Below are 25,907 nucleotides of genomic sequence, written 5' to 3' on the forward strand. Positions count from 1 at the left end.
GTGTTGCAAACAGCTTTTTTGAAGCAATCGGCTTTGATCTAATTCTGTGTTACATATTTTAATCATCTGGTAATGAATGTAATAAATCAAATTCTTGTGCAGAACACTCACGAAATCTGTTGTGAAAATATTAGAAATTCAACACTATGCAATATTATAGGGACTATAGCCTTATCTTGCACTTTATTTTTCTACAATTTGAAATCAGACAACAATTTTAATGTTTTGTTGTAGGTTTCCTCTATAGTTAACACACTTGTGTCAAGTTGAATAATCGGTATTTTAAAGTCTTGATAAATGAGTTTTAGCCAATCTTGATAACATTCTTCTTGGTAGGTGATAAATTCAATGTCTATTTCAGATTCAAAATTCCGATTCCTTTGTAATAGCCTGTTTTTAATAATTATATTGTCTGCATACAAATGGATAATAACATCTGGTTTTCTATATCCCATAGATACTAAGTCCATTAAGTCTTTCAACGTGTCGTATTCTCTTTGATCAATAATTCTATTATTGAGGTATTGCTTGGCGAAAATATGCACACATTCATATATGCTTCTTTCCTGAATAATATCAAATTGTTTGGTGTTGTTAATGCAGTTGTGAATCTTTATGAATTCTTTAATAAAAAAAATCTCAGATTGAAATGCCATGCTCCCTTTTTGATATGCCATTGATAAAAAAGGGTTCGTCTCATAGGGATCTTGAAATACAAGAATGTTTTTGCAAATATTTTGCAGAGAATTTATTAATGAACTTTTCCCAACTCCTGTTGTACCAGTAATTAGTGTATACATATTATTTAGATTGAAGTTGACATTCAACATAATTCAAGTATTCCTCGAATTCAACGAACAATTCGTTTAACCGAACATCTTGGGGTTGATTATTTTGTTTATTCTTTGTGTTCGCAAAACTATTATATTCCTTTTCAATCGAATTTACATTCCATATAAACAATCCTTCGGATGGATTCTTTTGTTTGATATCTTTTATTAAATTAAGGAGTTCTTCTTCCTTATCATTTTCATTTTTCCCTTGAATAATATTATCTATAATATCGTATAATGTATAGATAAGATGAAATGTACCATTCTCAGATATAAATTCATCTTCTTTTATTTTTATGATATATTTCTCCTCAATGGGAACTTCGTCCATCTTAGAAAGCAAAACCATTTCTTTTTGTGTAAGTATATATTTATATTTATCTGTTTCTGAGTTTGTACTATCTTTGTACAAATTTTGACAAATCAATATCGCTTTTTTATAATCTTTGTTTTTATAACAGAGGTGAACGATTTCACTTTGTGCCCTTAGCCGTTTATTATTATAGTATGATTTTTCAAATTCAGTCAGATTGTTTAATTTTGAATAATTATCAGAAGATTTCTCGTAATAATGGATGGCTGAGTTTAAATCATTGAAATCTTCGGTTTGTTTATAACGGTTTTTGTAACAAGTCGCCATTGAAAAATTAGCATCTAAAAGTATACCATAAGATTCCTCATCAGACCTCTTTTCTTTGTTTTTATTAAGAAAGAAGAGTGTTAGCATCTTTATTGCGACATCATATCTACCTTCTAATTCAGCTTCAATACCTTTGTGATAGAGATCGCAAGTGTCTTTTGAATCGTTTGTTACTTTCAGTTTGTTACGAGACTGCGCAAATCCTACCTCATCACGATATATTGTATATTCATTAATATTAAAATATGTATTAAGAGCCTGCCTTATTATTGATTTTTGTCCCCTCGAAATTTTTATAGCTAAAACCCTATGGTTTTTGGGATTAAAATGAAAGGTCTCTAAACCAAACAGAAACATGCTGTCTTGCATTATTATCCTACTATTAATGGAAGATGGCTCCCATAAATAAAACCGATTTTCTAAATTTTTGGATGATACGTTAGACCATCTATATGAATTGGTAAGCAGTTTCCCTATAGGTTTTGAGTTTTCTTCTACAGTTAAAAACCGCACAGCGTTGTTGACAAACATATCATATTTTATGTCATAACAAAACAGATATGCAAAGGCTTCCTCATCAATTACATTCTCATCACTTGAATCAATCTCACGCTCGTCATAGTAAGATGGTTGACAAGCAAACCACAATGCTGTGAAAATATTCTTACTAAAGTCAATTAAACAAGTTGCCCCACCCTTATGCTGGATGTCAGCAAGTATATCTAAATCAGACATGTTATCATACATAGAAGGGTATAACAATTTTGCATCGTTTATGATCTTTTCAAGTTCATTCAGATAGTCTCCTTTACTATATTTTTGACTGTCGTATCGTTTTTGTAATTTTACAGAAAGTCCAGAACATATTTTTATTTCATCATTAGAAGGATCATCTGTAGCCACCCTATCTGTTTTGTATAGTTGATTTACACCACGATAGATTATTTGAGGACACCAATTTTCAAGGAACTTTCCCTCATCTACGAAGCCACTTGCAGCTTTTAGAATTTCTTTTATTGATTCTATAGAAGAAAGATCAGATCTTATTTCTATAGTGTTATCAGGGAGTTTAACTTTTTTCATTTTCATTGGAATTTATTACTATTTCTCTATGTCGTTATATGTATATGCATATATACGAGTGGTTTTGATTGCAAAACTACGAAGAATTTTTCGATTTGGCAAAGGATACTTTAGAAAAAGTTTTGATTTATTGAAAACTTTTACAGGTTTATCAAAATTTGGTGGAACGTAAAGACGCACGGTCGTGCGTCTTTACGTTCCAAACAATTACTTGCATTATTTTGAAGTCAGACAGAAATTATCGTTTCATTCGTGATAATTTGCGTTTCCAACCTCAATTTTCCGTAATTTTGCGCCCTCAAAATAGTGAAGAATGGAACAGTTGGATAAGACTAAAGAATTAGAAACCAGAAGCATAAAACGCTTATTATGGATTTACGCCCTGCCTGCCATCATCAGTCAGGTGATTGCATCGGTCTATAACATTGTCGACCGCGTGTTTTTAGGACAATGTGTTGGTTCGTTGGCCATTGCGGGTTTGGCCATCACCATGCCGATTATGAACATCATCCATGCTTTTGGCTCGTTGGTTGGTGCAGGTTCGTCGGCACGAATGTCAATCGTTTTGGGACAAAAAGACGTGCGTTGGGCAGAGAAAATATTGGGTAACAGCCTTTTGCTGACTTTTTTCTTCGGTGCCTTGTTCACCTCTTTCTCATACATTTTCATGGATAAGATTCTGACCATGTTTGGCGCAACGCACGAAACCATCGCCTTTGCTCGCGAATACATGGTTATCGTCATTCCCGGCATGTTCCTCACCACTGTCACTTTCAATTTGACTGGCCTGATTCGCGCTTCGGGTTATCCGACAAAATCCATGTTCATTCTGGCCGGTGGTGCCATCCTGAACATCATTCTCGATGCCGTTTTCATCTATGCTCTTGATATGGGCATTGCCGGTGCAGCTTGGGCGACGACAATTTCAATGGCTTGTAGTTCAGTGGCTTCCGTTTGGCATTTCTTCCAAAAGAAATCTTTCATCCGTTTCAAGAGACATGCCTGGGCACCTAAATTATACATCTTCCGCAACATCCTGATGATTGGTATCAGCCCATTTTCAATGAATTTGGCGGCTTCGGCTGTGGTGGCATTGCTCAACAGCCAGCTCATCCGTTTTGGCGGCGACTTGGCCGTAGGTGCTTACGGCATCGTCAATTCATTCGGCAGCATCTGCATCCTGCTGATGATTGGCCTCTGCCAAGGCATGCAGCCGATTGCGGGCTATAACTATGGCGCAGGCCATCCAAATCGTTTGAAGGAAGTTTACAAACTCACCATGATTGCCAACGTGCTTGTCGGTTTGGTGGGTTCCATTCTGGCGCTTTCCATCCCGCACATTCTGTTGCGCGCCTTCACCAAGGAAGCCAACCTTATCGAAATCGGCATTCCTGCCATGCGTTTCATGATGGTGATGTTCCCATTGGTCGGTTTCACCATTACAAATTCACAATTCTTCCAGTCCATCGACAAGCCTTGGATTGCCATTGTGACCAGCCTTTCGCGTCAGGTTTTGTTCCTGATACCACTTATTTACATCGTTCCGAATATTTTCCTCAACCTCAACCAATCAGGTTTGACGGGCGTGTGGTCATCGATGACGATAGCCGACACCTTGGGTGCCATTCTCGCTTTTGTTTTGATGTTGACCCAAAGGAGAGTGTTCTCGGTTGCTGAAATCGTAAACAGGCAAAGAAAATGACAAGTAACTGCTTTTGGCTTCTGGCAACTGGCCTTTGGCTCAACAAATCCTTAACATATAAGTAAGATTTTTGATTATGAACAATTATGCCAGTAGCTAAAAGCCAACAGCCAGGAGCCAATAAAACAAAGAAAATGACTATTAACAAAATAAAAGCCATATATTTTAGCGCAACGGGGACAACGCAAAAAGTTGTCCGTCAAATTGTTGCCACTTTATCCAACGAATTGAATGTTCCATCAGAGGAACTTGACTTCACACTCTTGCAAAACCGTCAGGAACCGATGGCTTTTGAAGCAACGGATTTTGTTGTTTTTGGTGTTCCCGTCTATGCCGGCCGTGTGCCAAATGTGTTGGTGAAATACCTGAACACGATGCAAGGCAACGGCGCAATAGCTTTATCCATAGCAGTTTACGGCAACCGCGATTTCGATGACGCCCTGATGGAAGCCACCGACATCTTGGAAAACAGCGGCATGAAAGTCATTGCTGGCGGCGCTTTCGTTGGCGAACATTCGTTTTCAACCACTTTGGCGGCAGGCCGTCCCGATGCCGATGACTTGCAAAAGGCTGCGGAATTTGCCCAATTAGTCGCTGAAAAAGTCAAGCGAAACGACTTGTCGAAGCCACAAATCAAAGGCGTGCCCTATCCATATCGGCAGCATTATCAGCCAAAGGATGCCCAACAGAATAGTTTCGACATTCGCAAGGTAAAGCCTTTGACTTCAGAGGATTGCGTAAAATGCGGCTTATGCGTGAAGGTCTGCCCGATGGGTTCCATCAATCCGGAAAACGTCGCGGAAGTAACGGGCATTTGCATTAAATGCGGAGCTTGCGTCAAGAAATGTCCGACCCACGCCAAGCATTTCAACGACCCGAACTACAATTACCATAAGACGGAATTGGAGAAAAACTACCAGCGTCGCGCTGTGGTAGAGTGGTTTGTGTAAGATTATTTTCCGTATCTTGCAGAAAGTCTATCTCTATATCTCTCAGCAATTTCGCTGGCGATAGCCTTTCCGTCGCCAACGGGCTCGGCATTGAACTCATAAAGACGCTCGCGCCACCATTGACCTTCGTATGCGCAAATGCGCTTGTGGTAAGCCTCTTCATCAAACGGCACATTGGCTTCGATGGCAGCATCGACATCCTTGAAGAATTCCTTCCAACGGTAGGCATAATAAGTCTTGGTCAAACCGGCCCATGAGCGGCTGCCGTATTCGTTGAGCAATGCATCTTCCTCGCCCCAAGTCGTGATGAGGTTGCGGGCGTTGCTTTCAAAATAATCCTTATCCTCATCGGTGATGCCGATGGCGCATGCATCTGCAATCCATTTGCCGACCAAAAATGCGCTTTCAGTGTTCAGCAAGGTGTCCAGATCATCAAGGATTTCAGTCATAATGGCTTCGTTTTCATGCAGTTTTTCATAATTGCCATCCTTATATGCCGCCACATATTTCTTTTGCAAATCGCTGAAATAATTGCCTAACATTTGGCGCGTGACGTTCACCACATCGAAATGCAAAGCACGGCTATCGCTATCAACGGCAAGCAGTTTGTCCAAAACGTTCAGCAGATCAAGATTGTTGTATCTGTAGCGCGGATTGACATAATACTGACGATAAGCGCCCATCGTTGGCCGCGCATTGACCATCACGCACTGGCCAGGCGTCGAAGGCCAGTTATAGATGCTGTCGGTCAAGAGTTTCCAAGCCTCGCGCATGTTCGGGTCTTCCTTTCCGGCACGTTGGTCGGCGAGTTTTTCAATCCAGGCTACCTTGTCGGTGTGCAAATCGCCCGTCCAAGCCTTTTCAAAAACGTATTCATACATGAAAGGATTGCAGTCGAAACCTTCCAAAGTGGAGCCAATGCCGCAGAAATTGTCGCCACCCTTGTCGAAAGCGCGTTCAATCCTTGCATTGATGGTGTCGAGGTTTCCGACCAACATTGAATTGCCGCCAAAATTGCCCAAATAGCACCAAATGTAAGGCACGCCGTAATAGGAATCGGTGCGCTCCCACACTGGTTGACGGTCGCAATAATAGTCGAGCAGAAGCTGTTTTTCCTTCGGAAAAGAAGTGATATATGCCTCAATGCGATTGTCGACTTCCCAATACTGGCGCTCGTTCCAGAACAGCCAAGTCATCTGCAGCCAACGCGCATCGGGGTCGGCGGCGGCAAGCGATTCATACACCTGACGGCTGACACGGCCCAGATAATCAGGCTCCCAGCTCGGCGGAATCATTTCATTGAAAATGTCGATGCCATAGATATGGTCGGTGCCGAACATGGCCGTTTCTTCAGCGATGAATTTCTGCTGGATTTCAGTGTATAAAGGCGACATCGGGTCGAGGAACTTGCACCAGCAGATGCTGTCGAAACCAGCCCAATCGCCCAACGAAGCCAAAGGCGCATCGGGATAAATCCTTGTGATGCAAGCCGGCACATGACCTGCGAAACCTGGCAGCACGGGCTTCATGTTGAGTTCACGCTCACGGGCAACAATCTGCTTTTGCAAGGCCTCCTGATTCTCGAGCCACGACATCGGCAAGGGACCGCCCCAGCGGTCGATGTTCTGCATACGGTGCCAAGGCAAATGCGCCGGCCCGGTGAAATAACTGCGGATTTCCTCGTCGGTCAGACCGAGATCGCTCCAGACTTTGTACCACACGGCTTCCTGTCCCGTAATGGCCAAAGGCAGATTGATGCCGTTCAGAGCCATCCAGTCGATGAAATGTTCCCATTCGTTCCAACTCCACCAAGGCATGGTGTAGCCGTAAGTGCAGTAATTTAGGAAGAAACGTTCCGGAACTCTTGCCTGTTCGCTCACTTTTTCAGGAATGGATGGAAGTTCGGCTGGCATTTCCAACTTGTCGGCCTCAAACCACGAATATTGCGCCTTGCAATAGTATTTCAGGTAATGGTTCAAGCCCACGGCCATTGAGTTGGCGTTGTTGCCACGGATGACGATTTTTCGTCCGACCGATTCCAATTCAAAGCAGTCAACGCTGTCGTTTTCAATGCGTTCCAATTTGAATTTGTCGGCATAATCAGGCACAACGCGGTTCAGCAAACCTTGCATGGCGATGATTTCAGAATCCGTTTCTGGCCTTGCGCATGAAACGCAGAGCAAAAGTCCGATAAAGGCAAAAAGTAAGTTTCTTCTCATAGCGAAATTATTTTGATGCACAAAAATAAGAATCTGAATGATAGGAATGTCAGAATTTTAGTATTTTTGACGAAAATTCATCAACTATGAAAAAATACATGATTTTACTTTGCGCCATTATGATGGCCTTCTCGTCCTGCCACAAGGACAACACTAACAACAGCAATAACGAAAACAATGATGACAACAATCAAAGCGGGAACGATGTTCCGACTTACAGTATTGGAGAATGTTACAAAAACCAAGGCATTGTTTTTCAGACTAATTCGGGTGGCAAACACGGCCTGATAGTCTCGTTTGACGAGGCACGTCTTGCTTGGTGTGTCGAAAGTCAATTGTCGACAAACACTTATGCAACCAATGCTTCAGACGGCTGGAATAACGCCAATGCCATTGTTACAAAACCGAATTGGAAAGAGAATTTCCCTGCTGTGGCTTGGACGGTAAACAAAAACTCAAACTACACCAACGGACAGATTCAGTCAAAACAATGGTATCTGCCTGCAAAAAATGAGTTAAGAAACCTGATACTCAACCAAGAAAAAGTCAATCAGACACTTACATCCTTGGGCTATCCGACTTTGAAAAACAAAACCTATTGGTCAAGTACGGAAATCAGCGCAAAATATGCTTTTTCAGAACAAGAAAATCATGGCGAAATGGCATTATGCGACTCCTTAAAGACCTATCAACATTACGTTAGAGCCATCAAATCATTCTGATTTTATGCTAGCGACAGACAAATACATGCAAATGGCCATCGACGAAGCCCTTTTGGGCATCAACGAAGGCCACGGAGGGCCTTTCGGCACCGTCATCGTCAAAGACGGCGAGGTCATTGGCCGAGGACATAATAAAGTTTTGAAAAACAACGACCCGACTTGTCACGGCGAAATTGATGCCATCCGACACGCTGCCGCCGTTTTAGGCACTTTCGACCTGATGGGCTGCACTTTGTACACCACCGGCGAGCCTTGCCACATGTGCCTTTGCGCCTGTATGTGGGCCAACATCGACCATATCTATTACGGCTGCACCATCGAAGACAACGGCATGATTGGCTTCCGCGACGACAAATTCGACCAGATTTTCAGCGGCAGAGACAAACTCACCCATTTTATGGAGGAACTCGACCGTGAAGCCTGCCTAGAACTTTTTGCGCAGTATTCATCGATGCAACATGAATTGTATTAAACAAAATTAGAAATGAACATATTCCAAAATATCAAAGTCATTGCTTTCGATGCCGATGACACTTTATGGGATAATGAATCTCATTTTCAGCAAGTTGAGAAAGACATGTGTCGTGTGCTTGAAAGATATGCTCCTGCTGAAGAAGTCTCGAAAAGCCTTTTTGCCACCGAAATGGCCAATATGGAAGATTACGGTTACGGTGCCATGGCGTTCACGCTTTCACTGGTCGAGAATGCCATAAAGGTATCGAAAGGCAAAGCCACCGACGATGAAATTCTGCAAGTGCTCAATTTAGGCAGGTCGCTGCTGCACCTGAAAGCCACGCCTTTGGCGGGCGTTGAAGAAGGTTTGTCGGCGCTGAAAGGCAAATTCCGCATGGTGCTTTTCACCAAAGGCGAACTTCTGACCCAGGAACACAAGCTGCAACGCTCAGGCTTGCTGCCTTATTTTGAAAAGGTCGTCATCGTGTCCGACAAAAAGGAAAAGCAATATTTGGATTTATGCAAAGACCTGAACATCAATCCGAAAGAACTGCTCATGGTGGGCAATTCGCTGAAATCAGACATCAGGCCGGCATTGGAAATCGGGGCTTTTGCCGTTCACGTTCCTTTTGAAGTGATGTGGCAGCACGAAGTGACCGAAGACTTCGAGCATCCGCGCATGGCAAGGATTAAGAGTCTGGCTGAATTGCCGGAATTATTGTGAACTTACCGTTAATCTTGATTTATCTCACTCTCTTTTCTTACTCGAATTAAACAAATATAAAATCATGATTATCAGGAAAATCGTCACAGGTGCGCTGAGCAAAATGCGTAGCAGCACTTGACCCATCAGCCTGAAACTGAACGATTCGAGCACGAAAAGCGCGAAATGATGTACCAGCACCATGCAAACGGAATATCTGATGAACCACACAAGTCCTAACTGACTCAAATTAGGTTCCTGAATGCTTTCGAATTTCTGACGCCCGGAAACGAATTTTATGATGCCCGGACGGCAAAACGCCATCAGCGTGGTGGCACCGGCATGAAGTCCGAGCGTGCCCGAAAACAGGTCGACAGCCAGCCCGATGCCGAAACCGCAAAACAGCAGTTGCCATTTCGGCATATTGATGGGCAAAAGCATGACAAACAAGACATAAACGTAAGGATGCACATAGCCGCCCAAACGGATATGATTGACAATCAGCACTTGAAACAGCACCAATGCCACAAATCGTATGATATTTATTATCGTTCTGTTCATAGCGCTTAGAATTTTGCTCTGAGTGAGTCTAGCTCCGTGGCATACAGGTTCCTAATGACATACACATGGCGCAAAGTGGCGAAGTTCGTTGAGAACTTGATTTTTGCGCGGTTCAGGTCGCCACTCGGCGACTGATACAATTCTTCAACGGTTCCCACCATCAGGTCTTTCGGGAAAATCTCGGAATTCGGACCCGTCAAAACGGTGTCGCCCTGCACAAACACAAGGTGCGTGGCAATGTCTTCAACCATGCCGTAACGGTAGTTGCTGGTCGTCCATTTCAAGGTGGCCAGTTCTTGGTTTTTTTTGAAACTCACGCCGACACTCGAATTGCTGTGCAACAGGCTAAGGATGGTGGCGTAATGCGAACTCACATCCAAAACCACACCCACGATGCCATCGGGCGAAACCACACACATGTCGGGCATAATACCATCGTTTTCACCTTTGTTGATGATGATGTAGTTCTTCGCCTGATTGATGCTGTTGTTCACCACTTGGGCCGGAATGTATTCATAAAGCGTGTCGCGCTCATTCACTATATGAGTGCTTTGAGCCGTGTCGACAGCAATTGACAACTGCTGGCGAAGCAGGGCGTTTTCCTCGGCAAGTTGCTCGTTGGTCTTTTTCAGACGGAAATAGTTACCCACATCGCTGCCCCATTCGTAAATCTTTCCCACCACATTGTTGGTCGTGTTCATCACGGCCTGCTTGTGATAGTTCTGACTTCGAGAAAGCATCAAAATACAAATCACTTCGAGAACTATGAAAAGAATGACGAAGTGATTTTTCTGTATGAACCGAATCAGATTCCACATACCTTATTTAATAAGGAATGTAAAGCGGTCGAAGTTCTTCAAAGCGATGCCCGTGCCGCGAGCCACGGCGCGAAGCGGGTCTTCGGCAACGTGGATAGGCAGTTTTGTCTTGGCATTGAGACGCTGATCCAAACCACGGAGCAAAGCACCGCCACCTGTCAGATAAATGCCCGTGCGGTAAATATCAGCCGAAAGTTCAGGCGGAGTTTGTTCCAAAGCATTCAGAACAGCGGTTTCAATCTTCATGATGCTCTTGTCAAGGCAATGAGCGATTTCCGAATAGTTGACCTTGATTTCCTTAGGAATACCTGTCAGCATATCGCGACCCTGAACGGCGTAATCCTCTGGCGGATTGTCCAATTGCGGAACGGCTGCACCGACTTCAATCTTGATGCGCTCAGCCGAGCGTTCACCAACGATAATGTTGTGCTGTTTACGCATATATTCCTCAATATCAGCCGTAAAGTCATCACCTGCAATACGGATTGACTTGTTGTTGACGATACCGCCCAAAGCGATGACGGCAATTTCGGAAGTACCGCCACCTATGTCAACAATCATGTTGCCGGCGGGTTCAAGCACATCAATGCCGATACCGATGGCAGCAGCCATAGGTTCGTGAATCAGACGAACATCCTTTGCGCCAGCCTGTTCAGCCGAATCTTTAACGGCGCGTTCCTCCACTTCGGTAATGCCCGAAGGAATGCAGATGACCATTTTCAGCGAAGGCGGAAACAGGGTATTCTTGAAATTAATCATCTTGATCATTTCGCGCATCATGTATTCAGCGGCCTGAAAATCAGCGATAACGCCGTCACGAAGCGGACGGATGGTCTTGATGTTTTCGTGTGTCTTTCCATGCATCATCATGGCGCGTTTACCGACGGCTATGATTTTTTTCGTGTCACGTTGCAAGGCTACGATGGAAGGTTCGTCAACCACAACCTTATCGTTATAGATAATGATCGTGTTGGCCGTACCCAAGTCGATAGCAATTTCTTTATTTAGGAATGAAAAAGCTCCCATTTTATCAATTATTTATTATTCAATGATTTAAAGATTCAATAATTTAAAATTTAAAAATTTAATATTTGATTATTAGACTTTTGGACAACCGATAACTGTAAACTGATAACCGATAACTGAAAACCGAAAACCAATTATAATTAATGACGGAAGTGACGATAACCGGTAAACACCATGCTGATGCCGTTTTCGTTGCAGCAATCGATGGATTCCTGGTCGCGGACCGAACCGCCAGGCTGAACGATAGCCGTAATGCCAGCTTCGTGAGCCAGTTCCACACAATCCTTGAATGGGAAGAAAGCATCGGAAGCCAAAACTGCGCCGTTCAAATCAAAATTGAATGACTTTGCCTTTTCAATGGCTTGTTTCAGTGCATCGACACGCGATGTCTGGCCGATTCCCGAAGCGCACAGTTGCTTGCCCTTGGCAAGGACAATGGCGTTTGAGCGGCTGTGTTTCACAATCTTATTGGCAAAAATCATGTCTTCGATTTCGGCATCAGTCGGGGCCTTTGTCGTGATGACTTTGAAATCGTCGGCAGTTTCGGTGTGCAGGTCGCGGTCCTGAACCAGATAGCCATTCAAGGCCGTCTTCACGACTTTAGCCTTGTATTGGTCGGCTTTCAGTTTCAGAATGACCCTGTTTTTCTTCGAGAAGAGAATGTCAAGGACACCTTCCTCATATTCAGGAGCCACGATGACCTCAATGAACAGCTTGTTGATGTCTTGCGCAGCATCCAAATCGATTGGACGGTTGCAAACCAACACGCCGCCGTATGCCGAAACCGGGTCGCCGGCCAAAGCATCCAGGTAGGCCTCCTTGACAGTTGGGCGGCAAGCCGTTCCGCATGGATTGTTATGCTTCAAAATGGCAAAAGTCGGTTCATCAAATTCGCGGATGAGGTTCAAGCCGGCATCAAGGTCGAGCAGATTGTTGTACGACAGTTCCTTGCCGTGCAGTTTTTCAAACATTCCGTTGATGTCGCCATAGAAAGTGCCTTTCTGATGCGGGTTTTCGCCGTAGCGCAGGGGCGTTCCTTCTTCTTCACAAACCCTCAGTTGCTGGCTTTCGTCATCCTTGGCAAACCAATTGTAAATGGCGCTGTCATAGTGCGAACTCACGCCAAAAGCGTAGGTTGCAAAACGGCGGCGGTCTTCAAGTGATGTTTCTCCGTTCTGGTTTTCAAGCAGTTGAATTAATTCGCCATAGTATTTTCTTGAAGGCACGATGACTACATCGTTGAAATTCTTTGCACCGGCGCGAATCAGCGAAATGCCGCCGATGTCGATTTTTTCGATGATTCGGCTGTGGTCGTCGGTGGTGGCGACGGTTTCCTCGAAAGGATAGAGGTCGACAATGACGAGGTCAAAAGCCGGAATTTCGTAATCCTGCATCTCCTTTTGGTCGGATTCCAACTGGGTGCGTCCCAAAATGCCGCCAAACACTTTGGGGTGCAAAGTCTTCACGCGACCGCCCAAAATGGACGGGTAACCCGTGAGCGATTCGACGGTTTTCACCGAGTCGTCGATGCGTTTTATATAATCGTAAGTGCCTCCCGTGGAGTAAATCTGCACTCCGTTTTGTTTCAACAAACTGACGATGGTATCGATGCCATCTTTGTAAAATACTGATATTAAAGCAGTTCTAATTTTCTTCAAGGTACAAGATTTTAATGAGAATAATTATGCAAGATTATTAAAAATATGGCAATCGCGCAACGGCATTTTGCTTTTTTTTTAAACAAAATATCAACAGCCTGATTTTGTTTGAAATGGAAGAAAAAATGGAAGTTTTTTAGACGTTATATAGAAAAACAAAATAATTCAATTTTTATTTCACTAAAAATCAACATTTTAAAGATAAAAATCATTCTAAAATAAAAATCATACTTGGAGCAAAGGAAATTCTTCTTATTTTTACAAATTCAAAATTATGCGATGGAAACAAAGTGGATTTTAAACAAACAGGCTGATGCTCAGCAAGTTGCTGAAATCATGAAGGTTCTCAATGTTGACGAGAACCTTGCCACTTTGCTTGTCCAACGTGGAATTACCAACTACGAAGAGTCGAAAATCTTTTTCCGCTCTTCGCTGTCGCAGCTGCACGATCCATTCCTGATGACGGATATGGACAAAGCCGTTGAGCGTGTGCTTCGCGCTATTAATAATGGTGAAAAGGTTTTGGTTTACGGTGACTATGATGTTGACGGAACTACCGCTGTAGCAGTAGTTTACACTTACCTCAAGCCATTCTTCAAGAAGAAAAAGATTGAATTTTACATTCCCGACCGTTACGACGAAGGTTACGGCATTTCACACAAGGGCATTGATTATGCCGCCGATAATGGTTTCAAGCTGGTCATTGCCCTCGACTGCGGCATCAAGGCCGTTGAGCGTGTGGAATATGCCAACGAGCGCGGCGTCGATTTCATCATTTGCGACCATCACCGTGCCGGCGATGTTATTCCGAATGCCGTTGCCGTGCTCGACCCGAAACGCCCTGATTGTCAGTATCCATACGATGAACTTTCAGGCTGCGGTGTCGGTTTCAAACTGATTACGGCTTTGGCCATGCGCGGTTTGGGCACCATGGAACAGGTCTACGAATTGCTCGATTTGCTCGCCGTCAGCATTGCCGCTGATATTGTCCCGATTACGGGCGAAAACCGTGTTTTGGCCTATTTCGGTCTGAAACAGTTGAACAAGCGTCCGCGTCCGGGCATTGAAGCCATCTTGCAACATGCCAACATTCGTCGCCGCGATGATGATGCCGAAAACATCGAAGACGAAAATGTCCTGACAAGAGAACTGACAATCAGCGATTTGGTGTTCCTTATCGGGCCTCGTATCAATGCGGCTGGACGTATAGACAAGGCTTCCGATTCCGTCCGTCTGCTCATTGCCGATAAACAGGAGCACGCCGAAAAACTTGCGGCTTCCATCAACGATTTGAACGACATGCGCCGCGAGTTCGACAACAATATCACGAAAGAGGCACTCGACATGATTGCCGCTGATGAGCAACTTCACAATGCGGCAAGTACGGTCGTTTTCAATGAAAACTGGCACAAAGGCGTCATCGGGATTGTGGCTTCGCGCCTTACCGATTATTATTACCGCCCGACCATCGTCTTGACAAAAGCCGGCGACTTGGTGACAGGTTCGGCCCGTTCCATCAAGAATTTCGATATATACGATGCCATCGACAACTGCGCCGATTTGCTGGAGCATTTCGGTGGTCACAAATATGCTGCAGGACTTTCCATGCGGCCCGAAAACCTGGCCGAATTCCAGCGTCGTTTTGAAAAATATGTGCAAGAAAATCTCACTGCTGAAGATTCAGTTCCCGAAATTGAAGTCGATCTGAAAATCAATTTCAGCGACATCACGGCCAAATTCATGCGCATCCTGAATCAGTTTGCACCATTCGGGCCTGGCAACCTCGCTCCGATTTTCTGGACCGACAACGTTTACGATACTGGCGCATCGCGTCCCGTCGGCGGTCATCGCCACCTGAAACTGAGTTTGGCTCAAGAAGGCGATAAGGAATTGGGAATCAGTCCGTTCTCTGGTATAGCTTTCTCGAAAGGCGACCTTTATGACCGCATCCATAGTGGCGAACCTTTCAGCATTTGCTATCACCTTGAATACAACACCTGGCAAGGCAAAACCACGCTGCAACTGAATGTAAAGGACATCAAGTTCAAGGAGGATTTGTAAACGCTGTTTTTTAATTTCTTCAATTATTTTTCGATTGATTTAATGGGAAAAACATAGAGACGCAGCACGCTACGTCTCTACGTATCAATATCTTACAACCCTATTACCAAACCAGCACCATGCCGCCGCCTTTTGCAAGATGGACTTTCACTTTATTGCCCATCACTTGAGCGGTTTCCGAAACGTAATCCTTTGCCACATTGTTGGCGTTTGGACCGTCGCGGTAAATGTGTCCCGATTTGGCACCGCCGTTCAATGGTTTAAGGTCGATGACCAAATCGCGCTCCTCCCAATTGGTAATGGCACCGATGTACCAGCGGAAATCTTTCTTTCGTGCAACGACAATGTATTCGCCGACCTTGCCATCGAGGACAACCGTTTCGTCCCAAGTTGTCGGCACGTTGGCGATGAACTGCGTACATTCGTCTTCTTTCAAATAGTTTGTCGGACTGTCGCAAAGCATATTGAACGGCGATTCAAAAATCACATATTCAGCCAATTGGCGACAGCGCGTACCTTGGCTCATCGGCTCGGTGTAAATGGCGCGGAAATTGTTTTTGTTGGCATTGTTCATGGCACCTTGCGTGAAATCGAATTGGCCGGCCACCATGCGGATAAAAGGAATAGTCACTTCGTAGGTCACCAAATCGTCATCATTGTCCCATTTGGCTTGTTCCAAACCGAAAACACCTTCATAATTCAGCACGTTTGGATAAGTGCGGCTCAAACCCGTCGGTTTGTAAGCGCCGTGAAAATCAACGAAAAGATGATATTTTGCTGCCGTTTCAGCCATGCGGTAATAGAAATCGACCACTTTCTGATCGTCGCGGTCCATGAAGTCGACCTTGAAGCCTTTCACGCCTATTTCAGAATAGTATTTGCAGACGTTTTCCATGTCTTTGTCGATGGCCGCATAGCCAGCCCAAAGCACGATGCCCACATTGCGTTCCTTACCGTAATTGACCAATTCCTGCAAATCGATTTCGGGCACGACCTGCATCAAATCAGCCTGCAAATTGACAGCCCAACCTTCGTCCAAAATGACATATTCGATGCCATATTTGCTGGCAAAATCAATGTAGTATTTATAAGTGTCGTTGTTGATACCTGCCTTGAAATCAACATTATAGATGTTCCAAGCGTTCCACCAGTCCCAAGCCACTTTGCCGGGTTGAATCCACGAAACATCGCTTACGCGGCAAGGCGAAGCCAGCTTGTAAACCATGTCGCTGTCGGCCAATTCGGCATCGTTTTCGGAAATGACGATGCAGCGCCAAGGGAAATTGCGTTTGCCTTGCACCTTTGCAATGTATTTTTCGCGCTCAGTGACGACATATTGCAAATTGTTGTGTCCGCCTTGGATTTCCGTTTTCGGATAAGCGGCATGAATGGCCGAAAACCCCGTTTTCCCCGTTTCATTGCGGAGCAACAAACCCGGAAAATCTTCCAAATCCGATTCGGTGATGACGGCTTTCTTGCCATCTTTCAGTTCAACCATAGCCGGCAGAAAAACCAGCCTATCGGATTCCATTTTACTCAATGGAGTTATAGTATAAAGGTTTTCGAACGATGTAAAGAACTGTTGCTGAATGAAATCGCCATCGCCTTTGCGTGCATTGACGTATGGAATGCGAGCCGTATAGTCAGCATCAAAATTGAAATCGGCGTTTTCGTTTTCAATGATGATTGGCTTCTTGAAATCCGTCACGAAACGATAGGCAACGCCATCGTTGTAAGCACGGAAAACAACGCTGTAATTGCCTTTGAAAGACAAGCTCATTTCGCAATAATGATTATCTATTTCGTTGCGTTTGTAAAAGTTAGCTGCAATTTTTTCAGTGTTTTCAACTGTCTTTTCCGATTTCAGAATTGGTTTTTCGCCCAAAACGGTTCCGTTGTCAAGTTTCATGGCAATGGCCGATTCGGCAAGAACTACAGTGCCATTATGCGTTACGGAATAGGTCAGATTATCGCCCACATTCACTTTTATAGTAATGTCTTTGTCAGGCGATTGCAGCGTGAATTGCTTCTGGGCAAAAAGATTTGCCGAAAGTAAAAGCATCACGGATAATAACAAAGTATTGATTTTCATTGTATTGATTATTGAATAGTTATCTGTTTCCAAAAAGTTTTAGAGAATAATGTTAGAAGCGAGAAAAGCTCAACCCTACCAAAAAGCATGAAAAAAATCAGCACCCATTTCCCGATTTGTGGCAGAAAAGCATACGAACCGTAAGGCCCGACCTTGCCGATGCCCATGCCGATATTGCTCAAAGTGGCGACGGAAACGCCCAAGGATGTATCGAAATCGACACCCAGAATGCGGAAAATCACGACACCGATAATGAAGACGAGAAAATAAATGAAGACAAAAGTCATGCTCTTGTAAATCGTGCTTCTGGAAATCGACTTGTTATTGATTTTCACAGGAATAAGGGCATTGGGATGAATGAGACGCTTCAATTCGACGTAGGTGTTTTTCACGAAAATCAGGTGCCGTTGCAATTTCACGCCTCCCGAAGTCGAGCCTGAACAGGCACCGATAAACATCAGCATAAACAACATGACCCACAGGAAATTAGGCCACAACATGTAATCGCTTACGAAAAATCCAGTTGTCGTGATGCACGAAACGACGCTGAAAAACGATTCCCTGAAAGCTGCACCGAAACTCATTTTTGAAATGAAAATCAGCGATAAGGCGATGATCGTGCCAATACCTATTATATAAGTGACAAAAGCCTTAAATTCCTGGTCTTTGAAAATGGAAAACGATTTCCAACTGACGGAAAGCAGGAGAAGCGAAAAATTACAGCCCGATATAGCCATGAAAACCGTTACAACGACTTGCGAATAATCGGAAAAAGCCGCCATGTTGGCATCGCGGGTCGAGAAGCCTCCCGAACTGATTGTCGTCATGGAATGGCACAAGGCATCGTACCAATCCATGTCACCCAAATAAAGCAGCAATGTCTCTAATAAAGTGAAAAACAAATAGATAAACCATATTCTATGCGCCGTATGCATGATGCGTGGATGCAGTTTGTCGGAAGTTATGCCATTCATTTCGGAAATGAAAAGCTGCATTCCGCTCATGCTCAGGAAAGGCAAAATGGCGACTGTGAAAACGACAATGGCAAGACCGCCCAACCATTGTGTCATGCTGCGCCAAAACAAAATGTCTTTCGCCACAGAATCGATATTGGTCAGCATGGTGGCACCCGTCGTGGTGAAACCCGACATGGCTTCAAAGAAAGCATCCGTGAAATTTGGTACGGCATTGCTCAGCAAAAAGGGCAGACCGCCAAACAACGACATAACTAACCACGACAGCGAAACAACCACAACGCCTTCATGGTCAGTAGGTTTTTGGTCTTTGTGTTTCCGCGTTGAGAAAATGGCAATAAAGCCTGTCATCAAGGTCAAAATGGCAGAAAACGGAATGCTAAAAGCGTTCAGGCCGTGATGGAAATAAGTCACAGGAATCACCGAAAGCATGAACAAGCCCTCGATGAGCAGCATGTAGCCCTCGATGCGGACAATGATGGGAATATTTAGCTTTAACTTGAAACTCATTCAATTTTTAGGGTTGTTAGTTATTGGTTATCAGTTTTCGGTAATCAGTTTTCCATGAAACTTCTGAAACTTTGAAATATGAAACTTTCACCTTTGGACCGCCGTTTCGACAAGCTCAACGATCTGACTACTCCTAACTCCTAATTCCTCACCCATCACTTTAAATTAATAGAATAGTCTTTCGACCGCCGGAATGCCGCTCGGCAAAGCCAACACAACAACATGGTCATCGGTCTCGATTTGGAAATCTTCAGTTGCAATGTAACTTTCACCGTCGCGCGTAATGCCACAAATGATGGCATCGTCAGGCATTTGAAGCTGGCCTATCACTTTTCGCGTGACAGCGGAGCCAGCCCTCACTTCAAATTCCACGATGTCGGCATCAATGCCACTCAAGCATTTCAATGATGAAACTTTTGCCCCCAAAGTGTATTTTACCATGTAGCTCGCCGTAATCAGTTTCTTGTTGATGATGGAATCAATGCCAATGTTTTGCGAAATGTCGATATAGTCGATGTTTTCAACCAAAGCTATGGTCTTTTTCACTCCGAAAGTCTTGGCCTGTAGGCAAGTAAGGATGTTCGTTTCAGTGTTGTCGGTCACAGCGATAAAGGCATCCATATTCTTGATGCCCTCGTCTTCCAGCAAATCGAGGTTACGCACATCGGCGTTGACCACCAAGGCCTCCGAAAGATAGTTGGTCAAATCCATGCAACGTTCCTTGCTTTTTTCCAAAATCTTGATATTCAAGTCTTTCTCAAGACGCTTTGCCGTAATTCTGCCTACACGGCCACCGCCGGCAATCATTACGTTATGCACATTAATCTGGCGTTTTCCGCTCAAATGAATAATGTCCTTGATGGCATGAGGCTTCGTGACAACATACACCATGTCGCCGATTTGGAACTTGTCATCACCTCGCGGAATGAAAGTGTTCTGACGACGGTGTATGGCCGCAATACGGAAATCAATATGCTGATACTGATCATCAACTTCATCGACGGTTTTGCCAAGTATTTCAGCTGACGACTCCAATTTCACCATGAAAAGCTGTAGTTTTCCGCCTGAAAAATCGTAGGTTTCAAGCGAAGCATTCTGTTTCAGAAGCGAGATAATTTCCTGTGCAGCAATGTCTTCAGTTGATAATAAACCATCAATGCCCAAATCCTGATACATGCGCCACACATCGGGATTGAGGTTTTCCATCGTATTGACACGCGCAATGACTTTTTTTGCGCCCATTTTCTTTGCCAAGATGCCAGTCAGCAGGTTGATATGTTCGTCGTGGACAACCGCAACCACTAAATCGGCCTTCTTCACGTTGGCACGTTGCAAGACGGAAGTCGAGGTTGAATCGCCCGTAATGGTCATCAAGTCGCTGTGCGATTCCACTAACTTCAGCAATTCCTCGTGCGGGTCGACAATCGTAATATTGTGATTGCTACGCACTAAGGCCTCCGCCAAATGCAAACCGACTTCACCATCTCCAGCTATGATAATATCCATTTTTCTTAATTTATTTGGACTGCAATTTTAGGAAAAAAACATTTGCTTCGCTTGAAAAACGTGGATTTTTTGATTTGAGATATTGGCTTCTGGCTGTTGGCTTGGCTTCGCCGTGGGTTTGGCTTACACCCATCACCATTCACTCGTCACCATTAATCCACCGTTTCGACAAGCTCAACGGGCTGTATAATCCATTACCATTCACTAATAACCAGTCATCTTGAACTTATCGCTGGATGATTTTCGCAACATGAGTTTCCATTGAGGTTTTCACCTTTATAAGATATAAGCCTTGCTTGACGGAGTTGGACAAATCGCCAATTTCAAGATGTTGCAAACCGGCTTCAAGACGGCCAAAATCCTTTGAATAGACAAGGTTTCCTGCCATCGAATAGACTTCCATCGTCACAAATTCGGCTTCTTTCAGCGTAAGTTCTGCATAACTCGTTTCCGTCAGCGGATTACCGACAATATGCAAAGCCTTGTTTTCCCTGGCAAATTCGTTGAGGCCAACGCCTGAAAACTCGTAAGCACCCATATCAATCTTTCCATTGCTGACGCGTGGCATTCCGTCCAAATCGAAGCCGTTTAAAACTTCAGGATTGGTGTTCGGGTCGCCGGCATCGCGGCAAGGACTCTCTGCCGAAAGACGGAAGTCAAAGTTTTGCTCATCGGCAAACAACGGGTCGGCATCAATCATGTTTTCATAGACTGTTATGTGTTCGAAGCCACTAATGGAATCCAAACCGCCTTGAACCAAACCATTATAAAACAAAGGTGCATCGGGTTCGAAAGTCCATACCCACATCTGCACATTGGGCATTTCGGGATGAACATTGTAATTGCCTTTTACAATAATGTTGCGCATCACGGGACTGCTGTTTTCATAGAAAAATATGCCTCCGCAGTTGACACCGTCGGACGAATTGCCGACGACAGTAATGTTGCTCACTTCGGGTGAGGCATTCGAAAAAGCCAAGCCTCCGCCAAAATGTCCGGCATGGTTGTTGGCAAACAGACAGTTCGATATGGAACATACCTTGTCGTTGCAGCGCATGATGTAAAGTCCGGCACCATTCAGGCCGATATTGTCTTCAAAGACAGCCCTGTCGATTATCACCGAACAGCTATCCAGACTCAAGGCGCCACCAATGCTGATTTCGCCGTAATTGTTGCGGAAATCCATGTCGGTCATTTCCACGTCGCAATTGATGAAACGCAGGCCGCCGCCATACATGAAATAAAGGTTGTCCTTGGTGTAGAGCTTGTTTTCGCTCACGCTGCAATTGCTCATCTTCACATTGGAATGTTCGGCATTGAGCGCGCCGCCATGTTCGCGGGCAAAATTGCAACGCAAAACACTGTTTGTCAGTTCCACATCTTCGCAATTGATGATTTCCAACGCGCCGCCGTGCTGACGCAAGGTGTCGGCTGCCTTGCCGTATTGGAAAACGCAATGGTCGAATTTCGCCTGCTGCGCCAAATCCAACGTGATGCCGTTCCATCCGCCACGACCTGAATTGTAAATGTGAAACCCCGTCGTGTCGGGTACGGTGAAAACTACCGGTTCATCTTCCGTTCCCAAAGCCGAAATGGAACCTTTACGGACTGAAATGCCGTAAAATCCGTTGAAAACTACCGTTGTCCCTGAAGAAATTTCCAAGGTTTCCTGGACATAAACATCGCCGGTAACAAAAACAGTATCAGCGTCCCAAGTGCCCGACTGCAAGCCGCTCACTTCAATGTTTTGCGCTTTTGCCAGCAACGAAGCCATGACGAAAAGCAGTAAAAATTTGATTTTCATAATGTATGTGTGTTATTTGTTATTAATTCGTTTTTAATGTCATTGTTACTTGTGCTCCGGCGTCAGCCATGATGCCAATTAAACCAGCCAAAACTTTGTCGTTTTTGTCGAAAGTCACGGTGTAGGTGGTAAGGTTTTGTGACTTGTCGCTACTTGACCCCATGTGCTGTATGTCATAATCGTATTTCGTCTGCATATTGACTAACGCAATGGCGGAAATGCCTAATGCCAGTTCTATTTTATCTGCAATGGCTTGTGTCATAGGTCTTTTGCCTTTGACAAGTTCATTCAAATGAGAGCGTTGCATACCTATTTGTTGTGCAAAATCCTTTTGGCTTATGCCGCGTTCTTCCAGTTCATACATCAGGATTTTTCCAGGATGTGTGGCTGTCCAAATTGTCGTGTTGTCATTTTCCTTTTCCATAGTGTGTGTTGTCTAATTCTATCAATGTGATGATAAATCCTTCTTCCGTTTCCCGAAACAAGAGTCTTTCAACCCGATTGTTGAAAACTCTAACGGAGCTTAAATCGATATGTTTTAGTTTTTCGTAATGTAAGAAACTAAATTGCGCCAAATCATTTGCTTTTTCTACAGAAGACATGGTGTTGTAAATATCTGCGAGTTTTTGCGTAAACTTCTTGTCCCGCGCAAATACTTTATATTTTCCATGGTTCGTGCCTGTCTTTATCAATTCTTCCAAATCGGTTTCTTCAAAGAGAACTTTCATCCGTTTAAATTTAAATGCAAAAGTAATAATAATTCCCAAATTCGGGAACTTTTATCATTGTTTATCAAAATTATGCTATTAAAATAATGTTGTCAACATATAGTTTTCGGATTATTTTTGGAATCACATTTTTTATTTTTCATTGTAAATCCGATTAATCCATAAGGCAAAAAACTTGTCCGTAACCGAATATTCCTGGTGGATTTCAGTGATATAGCCTTGCATAAGTAATTGTTTAACTGCCGATTGCACTGAACTTGCCGAAGGCAGGTTGTGCTTTTTTGAAAAAGCCATCGAAGTCAGGCCTGTTGCCGTTCCTTCCTGGGCGATGGCATAAAGCAATGGTTTTTGCTTTTCCGAAATGCCCGAAAGGATTTCCTTGTAGGTGGTCTCCTTATCATTCAAAATGAATTCAATGGAATCGTTGACGATGGACATGTCGCAAGTCTTTCCTTTCGCCGTATAGGAAAATGCCTCGTTGAAAACCTTCTGCATATAGAAAGTGTGACCTTTAAATAAATTGTAGACATATTCGATAACATCCTGATTCACATTGCGTTGAAATTCGTTGAATAGCCGAATTACAAAAGTCCTGTAGGTTTCGAAAGGTATTTCTTTAAGTTCAAGAATGTCAGCGCTTTGGTAAAAAGGTTTGGCCGATGAAGTAAACATTTCCTGCATGATGCTTCTTTCGCTTCCAGCAAACACAAAACGACAGTTCTGCATATTCTGAATGTGACTTCGGAGCAAGGCCTCTATGTTTTTTTCAGGATAATGCGTTATCTGCTGGAACTCATCTATCGACATGATGCAGGGTTTGGAAGCGGTTTCCAGATAGTTGAAAATCTCTTCCAGAGTGAGTTCCGGGTTAGCGATGTCGCCCAATTCCAAACCGAAAGCAGGACTTCCATCCAAAGAATCGATGCTGAACTTGCCACTGATGGATTTCAAGGCCTGAATAAAGCCCTTAACCAATCTTTTTCCTTTTGGAACCAGTTCCTTATAGATGCTCCGGCCAAGATTATAGGTAAATTCCTTTAGGTTTGAAGTGTGTAAAATGTCGACAAAAAACGTGAAATATTCGTTTTTTATTGCCTCGTTATCATAGCAAAAATGTATCAATCCCGTTTTTCCCATTCTGCGTGGAGAGATGAGAACGACATTGTTTCCATTGCTCAAAGCATGGATAAGTTTCTGTGATTCAACCTCTCGGTCACAGAAATAAGTGGCAGGTATTTTCCCCATTACCACAAAAGGATTTCGGACGTTTGCCATAGTCGAATATAATTACGCTGCAAAAATAATTATTTTATCAAGATTATGCTGACAAAATAATTCTGTCGACATAAAAACAGATGTTAATCTGCAAAAATCGAAGAATTGTCGGCAAATTCAAAATGAATTGCTACTTTTGCAGCTGTATTTTCATATATGCTGCGGCAGTAGTGGAAACCGAAGGCAGGCAATTTAAATGTCAGTTTTTTTCATTTTGCCGACACAATTAGAATAGATAGAATGAACGAGACGACACAATTATTCAAAACTCTTCCCGAATTAAGCAGAATCGGTTCTTTCGGTTTTTTGTTCGGTGCCATCCTGATAGGCGTTTTCCTTTCCCTTTTCATCAATATGGGGCCGGCGTTCCTTACCTTGGTCCAGACCAGTCTTCACTATGATTTCAGGTCGGCTGCGTGGTTTGCTCTGGGTGTCTTGGCAAACGATGCTATGATTATTTCGCTTTGCGTCCTGACTTCGGTTCAGGTCGTTCTGACAAGCCATCAGGAAATACAACTGTTTATCATCGGCGCGGGAATAATCCTGCTCATATTTGGTCTTTACACCTTCAGGCGAAAAGTCGATGAGGAGAAGGTGCAGCAGCAAGTCGATGAGAACGAGAAAAAGACACAGGCCATTCTTGAGAAGAAAAATCCCAAACGTCCAGGTGGCATATTTTTCGGCAAAGGCTTCGCTATGAACATCTTGAATCCATTTGTTTGGTTTTTCTGGTTTTCAGCCGTGGCTGTTGTTGCTGGTAATACGGGTGGAAGTAAAATCAATACCTTGTTGTTTTTCGCCATTGCTCTGGGTTCTTGTCTTGCCGTTGATTTGCTCAAGGCGAAAGGAGCTTCCGCGCTGAAAAGGTTTTTCAATTCAAACCGAATCAACATTATGAACAAAATGGTTGGAATTGCGTTGATGCTGTTCGGATTGTATTTCATCATTGTCAAAGGAATATTAGCTATATCTTAAATTATGGAAATCGTAAAAGTCAAATCAAACTGGTGGTCATTCGTCTTCAGCGGACTGATTGCCATTATTTACGCCTTGTTAGCCTTGTTAGTGCCAGGCGAATTGGCTCAGACCATCGTTAAAGTGTCGGGCATCATCATAGTCTTAATCGGTGTCGTATGTTTATTAATAGCCATGCGTCGCAAACGTAACACATTGCCTTGGGGAATGCTTCTTTTCGAATCAATTGTGCTTCTAGCATTAGGAGGAGTGGCTTTTTTCTGGTCGACGGCTACCATAAAACTCATCATCTTTGCCATCGGATTATGGTCGGTCATCATTGGCACTTTCATGCTTCTGGTGATTCTTAGTGCAAGAGACATCATGATTAATAGAGGTTTTTTCATTTTCTGCGCCATCCTGAGCCTTTTGTTCGGCATTCTGCTTCTTATCAATCCGTTTGAATCGGCGACTGTATTTGTCATCATTTCGGGCATTATCGCCATGGTTTTCGGCATTATTATGATGATGTTCGGCTTTGCCGTCCGCAAAGTCGATGCGGATGTGAAGGTGATTAGTGAAAACCAGGAAAATTCCTGATTCCAATAGTATATTTGTTTGTAGAGGTCTCTATT

Annotated in this window: 22 protein-coding genes; 8 read left to right on the forward strand and 14 right to left on the reverse strand. The window is 43.8% G+C overall.

All coding sequences use genetic code 11. The features are described 5' to 3' along the window. Positions 1–191: 191 nt before the first annotated feature. Together AC06MN_RS14865 and AC06MN_RS14870 are read right to left on the reverse strand one after the other, a co-directional pair. Complete coding sequence (locus AC06MN_RS14865; RefSeq protein WP_475673160.1) at positions 192–800, reverse strand: deoxynucleoside kinase; 609 nt, start codon at positions 798–800, stop codon at positions 192–194. 1 nt (position 801) lies between these two features. After that, positions 802–2,556 (reverse strand): FRG domain-containing protein, encoded by a 1,755-nt coding sequence (locus AC06MN_RS14870; protein WP_475673161.1) that lies wholly within the window; start codon positions 2,554–2,556, stop codon positions 802–804. Positions 2,557–2,869: 313 nt separating this feature from the next. On the opposite strand from AC06MN_RS14870, the gene AC06MN_RS14875 reads away from it, so the two are divergent. After that, positions 2,870–4,258: an MATE family efflux transporter gene (locus AC06MN_RS14875; protein WP_475673162.1), complete on the forward strand. Its 1,389-nt coding sequence runs from the start codon at positions 2,870–2,872 to the stop codon at positions 4,256–4,258. A gap of 134 nt (positions 4,259–4,392) precedes the next feature. Then, complete coding sequence (locus AC06MN_RS14880) at positions 4,393–5,208, forward strand: EFR1 family ferrodoxin (protein ID WP_475673163.1); 816 nt, start codon at positions 4,393–4,395, stop codon at positions 5,206–5,208. A 2-nt stretch (positions 5,209–5,210) separates the two neighbouring features. Here AC06MN_RS14880 and AC06MN_RS14885 read toward each other — a convergent pair whose 3' ends face one another. Continuing rightward, the gene (locus tag AC06MN_RS14885) at positions 5,211–7,427 is read right to left on the reverse strand and encodes an alpha-N-acetylglucosaminidase (protein WP_475673164.1); all 2,217 of its coding nucleotides are present in this window, start codon (positions 7,425–7,427) and stop codon (positions 5,211–5,213) included. 86 nt (positions 7,428–7,513) lie between these two features. Between AC06MN_RS14885 and AC06MN_RS14890 the strand changes: the two genes are divergently transcribed. The 3 genes from AC06MN_RS14890 to AC06MN_RS14900 are packed head-to-tail and all read left to right on the forward strand — an operon-like array spanning position 7,514 to position 9,326. Then, positions 7,514–8,149, forward strand: a complete 636-nt coding sequence (locus AC06MN_RS14890) for an Lcl C-terminal domain-containing protein (protein WP_475673165.1) — start codon at positions 7,514–7,516, stop codon at positions 8,147–8,149. 4 nt (positions 8,150–8,153) lie between these two features. Beyond that, positions 8,154–8,621 carry a nucleoside deaminase gene (locus AC06MN_RS14895; protein ID WP_475673166.1) on the forward strand — a complete coding sequence of 156 codons (468 nt, stop codon included), beginning with the start codon at positions 8,154–8,156 and terminating at the stop codon, positions 8,619–8,621. Positions 8,622–8,633: 12 nt separating this feature from the next. Further along, the gene (locus AC06MN_RS14900) at positions 8,634–9,326 is read left to right on the forward strand and encodes an HAD family hydrolase (protein ID WP_475673167.1); all 693 of its coding nucleotides are present in this window, start codon (positions 8,634–8,636) and stop codon (positions 9,324–9,326) included. 24 nt (positions 9,327–9,350) lie between these two features. Here AC06MN_RS14900 and mreD read toward each other — a convergent pair whose 3' ends face one another. From mreD to purH, 4 genes are all read right to left on the reverse strand, one after another. Further along, positions 9,351–9,866 (reverse strand): rod shape-determining protein MreD, encoded by a 516-nt coding sequence (gene mreD / locus AC06MN_RS14905; protein WP_475673168.1) that lies wholly within the window; start codon positions 9,864–9,866, stop codon positions 9,351–9,353. A 5-nt stretch (positions 9,867–9,871) separates the two neighbouring features. Further along, positions 9,872–10,684: a rod shape-determining protein MreC gene (mreC, locus tag AC06MN_RS14910; RefSeq protein WP_475673169.1), complete on the reverse strand. Its 813-nt coding sequence runs from the start codon at positions 10,682–10,684 to the stop codon at positions 9,872–9,874. 3 nt (positions 10,685–10,687) lie between these two features. Continuing rightward, a complete protein-coding gene (locus AC06MN_RS14915) occupies positions 10,688–11,710 on the reverse strand; it encodes a rod shape-determining protein (RefSeq protein WP_475673170.1) in 1,023 nt (340 codons plus the stop codon). 140 nt (positions 11,711–11,850) lie between these two features. Beyond that, positions 11,851–13,368 carry a bifunctional phosphoribosylaminoimidazolecarboxamide formyltransferase/IMP cyclohydrolase gene (purH, locus tag AC06MN_RS14920; protein ID WP_475673171.1) on the reverse strand — a complete coding sequence of 506 codons (1,518 nt, stop codon included), beginning with the start codon at positions 13,366–13,368 and terminating at the stop codon, positions 11,851–11,853. 279 nt (positions 13,369–13,647) lie between these two features. On the opposite strand from purH, the gene recJ reads away from it, so the two are divergent. Then, positions 13,648–15,429 (forward strand): single-stranded-DNA-specific exonuclease RecJ, encoded by a 1,782-nt coding sequence (gene recJ, locus AC06MN_RS14925; protein ID WP_475673172.1) that lies wholly within the window; start codon positions 13,648–13,650, stop codon positions 15,427–15,429. A 103-nt stretch (positions 15,430–15,532) separates the two neighbouring features. On the opposite strand, the gene AC06MN_RS14930 is transcribed toward recJ, so the two are convergent. The 7 genes from AC06MN_RS14930 to AC06MN_RS14960 all read right to left on the reverse strand — a co-directional run bounded on the left by AC06MN_RS14930 (position 15,533) and on the right by AC06MN_RS14960 (position 24,318). After that, a complete protein-coding gene (locus tag AC06MN_RS14930) occupies positions 15,533–17,521 on the reverse strand; it encodes a glycoside hydrolase family 97 protein (protein ID WP_475673173.1) in 1,989 nt (662 codons plus the stop codon). Between the two features lie 8 nt (positions 17,522–17,529). Next, positions 17,530–19,005 (reverse strand): TrkH family potassium uptake protein, encoded by a 1,476-nt coding sequence (locus AC06MN_RS14935; RefSeq protein WP_475673174.1) that lies wholly within the window; start codon positions 19,003–19,005, stop codon positions 17,530–17,532. Between the two features lie 165 nt (positions 19,006–19,170). After that, complete coding sequence (trkA, locus tag AC06MN_RS14940) at positions 19,171–20,511, reverse strand: Trk system potassium transporter TrkA (RefSeq protein WP_475673175.1); 1,341 nt, start codon at positions 20,509–20,511, stop codon at positions 19,171–19,173. 226 nt (positions 20,512–20,737) lie between these two features. Next, entirely contained in the window at positions 20,738–22,315 is a 1,578-nt protein-coding gene (locus tag AC06MN_RS14945) for a right-handed parallel beta-helix repeat-containing protein (RefSeq protein WP_475673176.1), read from the reverse strand. 22 nt (positions 22,316–22,337) lie between these two features. Next, entirely contained in the window at positions 22,338–22,739 is a 402-nt protein-coding gene (locus AC06MN_RS14950) for a HigA family addiction module antitoxin (RefSeq protein WP_475673177.1), read from the reverse strand. After that, positions 22,723–23,043, reverse strand: coding sequence for a hypothetical protein (locus tag AC06MN_RS14955; protein WP_475673178.1), 321 nt, complete (start codon positions 23,041–23,043; stop codon positions 22,723–22,725). The genes AC06MN_RS14950 and AC06MN_RS14955 overlap by 17 nt, the downstream gene beginning before the upstream one ends. Before the next feature lie 132 nt (positions 23,044–23,175). After that, complete coding sequence (locus AC06MN_RS14960; protein WP_475673179.1) at positions 23,176–24,318, reverse strand: AAA family ATPase; 1,143 nt, start codon at positions 24,316–24,318, stop codon at positions 23,176–23,178. A 240-nt stretch (positions 24,319–24,558) separates the two neighbouring features. Here AC06MN_RS14960 and AC06MN_RS14965 point away from each other — a divergent pair, with 240 nt between their 5' ends. Continuing rightward, positions 24,559–25,293: a LysE family translocator gene (locus AC06MN_RS14965; RefSeq protein ID WP_475673180.1), complete on the forward strand. Its 735-nt coding sequence runs from the start codon at positions 24,559–24,561 to the stop codon at positions 25,291–25,293. 3 nt (positions 25,294–25,296) lie between these two features. Further along, positions 25,297–25,872, forward strand: coding sequence for an HdeD family acid-resistance protein (locus AC06MN_RS14970; protein WP_475673181.1), 576 nt, complete (start codon positions 25,297–25,299; stop codon positions 25,870–25,872). Positions 25,873–25,907: the final 35 nt, after the last annotated feature.

This window comes from Candidatus Limimorpha sp. (assembly GCF_056203535.1).